The sequence below is a fragment of the Mesorhizobium sp. M6A.T.Ce.TU.002.03.1.1 genome (assembly GCF_003997275.1).
In the GTDB taxonomy this organism is placed as follows: domain Bacteria; phylum Pseudomonadota; class Alphaproteobacteria; order Rhizobiales; family Rhizobiaceae; genus Mesorhizobium; species Mesorhizobium mediterraneum.
Genome location: NZ_RZTI01000205.1, coordinates 1 through 6,700, shown reverse-complemented (window position 1 = coordinate 6,700; position 6,700 = coordinate 1). Strand labels below are relative to the sequence as shown.

Annotated in this window: 9 protein-coding genes; 2 read left to right on the top strand and 7 right to left on the bottom strand. The window is 63.4% G+C overall.

The genetic code is table 11. The features are described 5' to 3' along the window. Positions 1-1,260 (top strand): ubiquinone biosynthesis hydroxylase (locus EOC93_RS31945; RefSeq protein WP_245461596.1); only part of this gene is annotated, 1,260 nt, incomplete at its 5' end. Between the two features lie 46 nt (positions 1,261-1,306). On the opposite strand, the gene EOC93_RS31940 is transcribed toward EOC93_RS31945, so the two are convergent. From EOC93_RS31940 to EOC93_RS31930, 3 genes are all read right to left on the bottom strand, one after another. Next, complete coding sequence (locus EOC93_RS31940; RefSeq protein ID WP_127206606.1) at positions 1,307-1,834, bottom strand: hypothetical protein; 528 nt, start codon at positions 1,832-1,834, stop codon at positions 1,307-1,309. A 117-nt stretch (positions 1,835-1,951) separates the two neighbouring features. Further along, positions 1,952-2,308: a YciI family protein gene (locus EOC93_RS31935; RefSeq protein ID WP_126104359.1), complete on the bottom strand. Its 357-nt coding sequence runs from the start codon at positions 2,306-2,308 to the stop codon at positions 1,952-1,954. Beyond that, positions 2,305-2,541, bottom strand: a complete 237-nt coding sequence (locus EOC93_RS31930) for a hypothetical protein (protein ID WP_348627619.1) — start codon at positions 2,539-2,541, stop codon at positions 2,305-2,307. Before EOC93_RS31930 ends, EOC93_RS31935 begins: the two co-directional genes overlap by 4 nt. A gap of 213 nt (positions 2,542-2,754) precedes the next feature. Here EOC93_RS31930 and EOC93_RS31925 point away from each other — a divergent pair, with 213 nt between their 5' ends. After that, positions 2,755-3,180 (top strand): OsmC family protein, encoded by a 426-nt coding sequence (locus tag EOC93_RS31925; RefSeq protein ID WP_126104357.1) that lies wholly within the window; start codon positions 2,755-2,757, stop codon positions 3,178-3,180. 309 nt (positions 3,181-3,489) lie between these two features. Here EOC93_RS31925 and EOC93_RS31920 read toward each other — a convergent pair whose 3' ends face one another. The 4 genes from EOC93_RS31920 to EOC93_RS31900 form a co-directional block, all read right to left on the bottom strand. Then, entirely contained in the window at positions 3,490-4,134 is a 645-nt protein-coding gene (locus EOC93_RS31920; protein ID WP_127206604.1) for a DUF480 domain-containing protein, read from the bottom strand. Positions 4,135-4,370: 236 nt separating this feature from the next. Next, complete coding sequence (locus EOC93_RS31910) at positions 4,371-5,150, bottom strand: succinate dehydrogenase iron-sulfur subunit (protein WP_095484916.1); 780 nt, start codon at positions 5,148-5,150, stop codon at positions 4,371-4,373. Continuing rightward, complete coding sequence (locus EOC93_RS31905) at positions 5,150-5,584, bottom strand: DUF3052 family protein (protein WP_127206603.1); 435 nt, start codon at positions 5,582-5,584, stop codon at positions 5,150-5,152. Before EOC93_RS31905 ends, EOC93_RS31910 begins: the two co-directional genes overlap by 1 nt. Before the next feature lie 2 nt (positions 5,585-5,586). Next, the coding region (locus tag EOC93_RS31900) for an FAD-binding protein (protein WP_127206602.1) at positions 5,587-6,700 on the bottom strand (1,114 nt) is incomplete at its 5' end.

Genomic DNA, 6,700 nt, shown 5'->3' with positions numbered 1-6,700 from the left:
GTGGACCGCAAGGCGGATGCAAAAAACCGAACTTCGCTCGACATTCTGGTTGCCGGCGCCGGCTACGTCGGCCTTGCCGCCGCCGTGTCGTTGAAACAGGCGCGGCCGAGCCTCGCCGTCGCTGTCGTCGACGCCGCGCCCGCCGGCGTCTGGCAAAAGGACGGCCGCGCCTCGGCCATCGCCGCTGCCGCTTGCCGCATGCTCGACCAGCTCGGCGTCTGGGCCGAAATCGCGCCGGAGGCGCAGGCGATCACCGAAATGATCGTCACCGATTCGCGCACTTCCGATCCGGTGCGCCCGGTGTTTCTCACCTTCGATGGCGAAGTCGCACCCGGCGAAGCCTTCGCGCATATGGTCGCCAACAGGGATTTGAACGGCGCCTTGCGCCGGCGCGCTGAAAAACTCGGCATCGACATCATCGAAGGCGTCGCAGTCAGTGCCTTCGACGTCAACGGCGCCGGTATCACCGTGCATCTTGCCGACGGCGCGACGCTGAAGGCGCGACTTCTGATCGCTGCCGACGGCGTCAACTCGAAGCTGCGCGACATGGCCGGCATCAAGACGGTGAAATGGGAGTATGGCCAGTCCGGCATCGTCTGCACCGTCGCGCATGAGCGGCCCCACAGTGGCCGCGCCGAGGAGCATTTTTTGCCAGCCGGCCCCTTCGCCACGCTGCCGCTCAAGCCGGACAAGGACGGGACCAACCGCTCGTCGATCGTCTGGGTCGAGCGCTCGGAAGATGCCGAAAAACTGGTCGCCGGCGACGATCTCGTCTTCGAGCATGAGCTGGAACAGCGCTTTGGCCTAAAGCTCGGCGAAATCCATGTCGCCGACAAGCCACGCGCTTGGCCGCTCGGCCTGACGCTTGCCCGCGCCTTCGTCGCGCCGCGTATTGCGCTCGCCGGCGACGCCGCCCATGGCATCCATCCAATCGCCGGCCAGGGCCTCAATCTCGGCTTCAAGGACGTGGCGGCACTGGCTGAAGTGGTGGTCGAGGCCGACCGGCTCGGCCAGGATATTGGCGCGCTCGACGTTCTCGAACGCTACCAGCAGTGGCGGCGCTTCGACACGCTGCAAATGGGCATCACCACCGATGTCCTGAACCGGCTGTTTTCCAATGACATCGGCCCGCTGCGCGCCGTCCGCGACGTCGGCCTCGGCCTCGTCGAACGCATGCCGCGGCTGAAGGATTTCTTTATCCGCCAGGCGTCCGGACTGTCCGGCGACACACCGAAACTGCTCAAGGGCGAGGCGATCTAGCGCCCGGAAGGGGCGGCAAACCATATTGAGCATCAGGCAATTTCGTTCAGTTGACTTCGAAGCCCAGCTTCTGGCGCAGCCGCAGCATCCGCTGGTCGGATATCTGCAGGGGCTGCTCACCAGCCTGCGCGGCGCAGTTCACCATCTGCAGCAAATCGTTTCGCTCAGTCACATCCAGGCGCTCGCGCAGAAATGGCGCCAGCTTGTCGATGACGATCGTGGCGTCGTCGATCTGTGACGCCGCCCATTTGGCATAGACCACAGCCTCATCGGTCTTCTTCTCGTCCGCAATCTCCGAAATCACCGATCGAATGGCAGCTTCGCGCTGCGGCAGGACAGGGCCGTTCTCGGAGACGATGGCAGTGATCAGCGTCGCGGCCGCCACGACCGGATCGTCGATCGCCGTCAGCGGTGAGAGCGCCGCCTGGTTACGCAGTCTCTTGCGCCGAATGTTCCCTTGCACACGCCCGACGACGTCCGCGACCTCGCGCGCCGCATCGTTCATAGCCTTCATCCGGTACCACCAGAATGCTGCCGCGCCCAACACGCCAAGGATAGCAATCAAGAACGGCATGCAGAAATCCCCCAACCGCAGCGACGATAGGAGAAGTGCTGTCCCGCTTCAACACGCAAAAGTTGCGCCCGCAGAAGAATCCGGGTCAGGGCGGCACCGCCGGGAGCAGATGGTTGTCTAGGACCCCGGCACCTCGTAGATCGCCCTGACCTCGATCGTGCCGATTTCCGCCAGCGGAATGCCACCGGCGATCTCCAGCGCATCGTCGATGTCCCCGGCCTCGATCATGACGAAGCCGAGCAATTGCTCCTTGGTCTCGGCGAAAGGGCCGTCGGTGATCAGCCGCTTGCCCTTGCGCCGGCGCACGGTCTTCGAGGTCTTCACCGATTGCAGCGCCTGCGCGATGATCAGCTTGCCTTGCTGGTCCAATGACCTGTCATAGGCCAGCGAATCGGCGTCGAGCTTTGCCGATCCCTCCGGAGTGAGCGCGTAGAGGTCTTTTTCCTCACCGTAGACCAGCAGGACATATTTCATTTCCAGCTCCCTTGTTGTGACGAACCATAGGATGCGGCCACGGCGTCAGCGGCGCCTTTGCGTGCCGCCATGTGATCGAGAACGCTTATCGCGACCCCGATGATGGCAACCGCCGCCAGAAGCCGGCCGAAACCGGAAGGCGGCGGATGCAGCCCGTAATCTTCCCGTCGTTCGGGCTTGCGGCCCGAGCTCTTCCACAGTGCAAAAAACAAGCCATCCATGTGAACCTCCATCCGGCCGCGAAATCCGTGACCGCCCGCAGGACGGTTGAGGCCGATGGAAGTCGACATTCTTGCACGCGCATTTTTTCAAGAAAATTCAGCCCCGCCGCCGCCAATTTTGCGCGACTGCGCAAAGAGCGCGGTGGTCTTCGCCCGCGCCCGCGCTATAGTCTTGAAGAACGCCGGCGCCGGGCCGGCGCAATCCGGACAATCAAGGAGAATTTCATGGACCGCACCGCAAACGCCGTCTGGAAAGGCAATCTGAAGGAGGGCAAGGGCACGCTCGACACCCAGAGCGGGACCCTGAAGGGCACGCCCTATTCGTTCAAGGCACGCTTCGAGGACGAGAGCGGCAAGTCCGGCACCAATCCGGAGGAGCTGATCGCGGCGGCGCATGCCGGCTGCTTCGCCATGCAGTTCTCTCACTTCCTGGCCGAGAACGGCACCCCCGCCGACGAACTCGACGCCAAGGCAGTGGTGACGCTGATTCCTGGCACGGGGATCACAGGCAGCGCTCTCACGGTGGTCGGCAAGGTGCCGGGCATCGATGCGGCGAAATTCCAAGAGCTGGCCGAACAGGCCAAGGCCGGGTGTCCGGTTTCGAAGGCGCTCGGCGCCATAAACGTGTCGCTCGACGCCAAGCTCGGCTGAGCGGCCGCTTCCCACATGTGACCGTCTCCTCCAGCTTGGGTTGGAGACCATCAATTGTTGACGTCGGCTCCACCCCTCATTGTCCTACCGGGCATTCCTCCCGTTTAGTGACGGGGAGAAAGAGGCGGGCCGCAGCCGCGGCGCCCTTCTTGCAACGCTGACTATGTGGCGAAACCATCGATCAGAGCGTCCCTCTCCCCGTCACTATACGAGGAGAGGTCGCCGGCAGGCGGGTGAGGGGCAGCGCCAACGCCTCGAAGGTAAGCGTGAGGGCAAATTCAATCTGGAAACACAATTGAGCCTACTGCGCTACTGTCCTTCGCCAGTCAGCGCGTCGACGCGTGCGCGCAGCGTCGCGACCTCCTCCTCGAGAGCTTGCACTCGCGCCTCGAGATCGGAGGCTGATGAGGTGGCTGATTGCGCCGGACGTGAGGCGACGGCTGCAATCTGCGGCACTCCGCTCAAGAGATGCACATAGCGGTCCTCACGCTGGCCGGGTCCACGATCGATCTGCTGAACGAGCGGCGGCTTGCGGCCGATCAACAGGTCGAGATTGCTGCGAAGCTCGTCGATGGAGGGTAACCGCACCATGCGCTCAGCTCGCGCCAGCAATTCATGAGCGGTCTGCGGACCGCGCAGCAACAGCAGGCCAAGCAGCGCGATCTGCGCCGAGGTCAGCGAAAAGCGCTGCGCGACGATATGTTCGTAGCGCTCGACGCGCGAGGCGAAGACCTGCCTGACCAGACCCTTCTGCTCAAGCTGGCTCAGCGCCCGCCTGACCTCGACCAGCTCGACCGACATCACCGGCTCGCGCGCCGTCTTCTGGTTGGCAGCGGCAAGTGCTGCATTGAGCGTCAGCGGGTAGATATCAGGTGTCAGCTCCTTCTTTTCGATCAGACAACCGAGCACGCGCGCTTCGACGGGAGAAAGGATGGGAAAGTCAGAGTCAGTCATAGATCGGCTATCCTTTTGAAGCTGGCGGGACAGCGCCCCCCTCTGTCCTGCCGGACATCTCCCCCACTTGCGGGGAGATTGACAGCTTCAGCGCTCTGCTCACTTCTGCAACGCTGATGATTGGCGAAAGTCGGCGTGACGGCCGATCTCCCCCCTCGTGGGGGAGATGTCCGGCAGGACAGAGGGGGGCGCGAAGGATCGCTACAGACGACACGATCTCGACGGCACCCGTCCGTCTACACCCTTCTCTCCACCATCATCTTCTTGATCTCGGCGATCGCCTTGGCCGGGTTGAGCCCCTTGGGGCAGGTCTGGGCGCAGTTCATGATGGTGTGGCAGCGATAGAGCCGGAACGGGTCTTCGAGATTGTCGAGCCGTTCGCCCGTGGCCTCGTCCCGGGAATCGATCAGCCAGCGATAGGCCTGAAGCAGTGTCGCCGGCCCGAGATAGCGGTCGCCGTTCCACCAGTAGCTCGGACAGGAGGTCGAGCAGCAGGCGCAAAGGATGCACTCGTAGAGCCCGTCGAGCTTTTCGCGGTCCTCATGGCTCTGCAGCCATTCCTTGGCCGGCTCGGGCGACACAGTTTTCAGCCACGGTTCGATCGAGGCGTGCTGGGCGTAGAAATTGGTGAGGTCGGGCACCAGATCCTTGACCACCTGCATATGCGGCAGCGGATAGACCTTGATCGCGCCGGAGATGTCGTCGCAGCCCTTGGTGCAGGCGAGCGTGTTGGAGCCGTCGATGTTCATGGCGCAGGAGCCGCAAATGCCTTCGCGGCAGGAGCGGCGCAAGGTCAGCGTCGGGTCGATCTTGTTCTTGATCCAGAGCAGCGCGTCGAGCACCATCGGCCCACAATCGTCCATATCGACGAAATAAGTGTCCATGCGCGGGTTTTCGTCATCGTCCGGCGACCAGCGGTAGATGCGGTATTCGCGCAGATTGGTAGCATTCTCCGGCTTCGGCCAGGTTTTTCCGGCCTTGATCTTCGAGTTTTTCGGAAGCGTCAGTTCGACCATTACCGCAGGCCCTTTCGGATGACGAGCTTCAGCCCGGACCAGATATCGTTCACGGCGGCGACCTTGACGTCGACAAGGTCGAGCTTCAGCGCCTCGGCGCGGATGACGTCCTCGGTGACGTCGGTCGGCACTTTCGACGCCTTCTTCGGCCAGGAGACCCAAACCATGCCGTCGCGCTTGATCGCCATCTCGACATCGCTCAGGCAACCCTCGATCTCGGCGCGCTGCCGGGTGAAGGCATGGATGGCATCGTATTTCTGGGCACCTGAAATCTTCGACCAGTCCGGCAGCCGGTCGACGTGGGCGAAGTCGACGGCTTCGGCCAGATCGTCGAGTTCCGCCGGCAGCGCGATAAAGGCGGCTGTCATCCCGTCCTTCAGGCCGAGCTTGGCCGGAAGGGGCGTGCCGGAATATCCTGAGACCGCCAGCGCCATCGTCAATACACCCTGGCCTTCGGCGCGATCTTGGCCGGGTTGATGCCGCCGTCTGCTTCCTTGAGCAGCGGCTCGGTGTGCACAGGCCGATAGCTGAGCGATACCTCGCCGGCCTCGCTGAGCCGGGACAGCGTATGCTTGCGCCAGTTCGCATCATCGCGAGCCGAAAAATCCTCCCGCGCATGCGCGCCGCGGCTCTCCTTGCGCGCCTCGGCGCCGTAGACCGTGGTGATGGCGTTGGCCATCAGATTTTCCAGCTCCAGCGTCTCGACCAGGTCGGAGTTCCAGATCATCGAGCGGTCGAACACTTTTACGTCCTTGAGCTCGCCCCAGATCTGCGAAATGCGCTTGCAGCCGCTTTCCAGCGATTCCTGCGTGCGGAACACCGCCGCATCATCCTGCATCGCCTTCTGCATCTTTTCGCGCAAGACCGCCGTCGGCGTCGAGCCGTTGGCATGACGCAGCCGGTCGAAGCGATCCATGATCTTCTCGACCGAGGCTTCGTTGGGCGAAGGGATCGCCGCGTTGCGGTCGATCACTTGGCCGGCCCGGATCGCCGCCGCGCGGCCGAACACCACCAAATCGATCAGCGAATTCGAGCCCAGCCGGTTGGCGCCATGGACGGAGGCGCAGCCCGCCTCGCCGACCGCCATCAGCCCGGGCGACACCTGGTCCGGGTTCAAGGCAGTGGGATTGAGCACCTCGCCCCAGTAATTGGTCGGCACGCCGCCCATATTGTAGTGGACCGTCGGCAGCACCGGGATCGGCTCCTTGGTCAGGTCGACGCCGGCAAAGATTTTTGCCGATTCCGAAATGCCCGGAAGTCTCTCACGCAAAACGGCCGGATCGAGGTGGTCGAGGTGGAGAAAAATGTGGTCCTTGTTCTTGCCGACGCCGCGTCCCTCGCGGATCTCCAGCGTCATGCAGCGCGAAACGACGTCGCGTGACGCCAGGTCCTTGGCCGACGGCGCGTAGCGCTCCATGAAACGCTCGCCCTCGGAATTGACGAGATAGCCGCCTTCGCCGCGCGCGCCCTCTGTGATCAGGCAGCCGGCGCCATAGATGCCGGTCGGGTGGAACTGCACGAACTCCATGTCCTGCAGCGGCAGCCCGGCG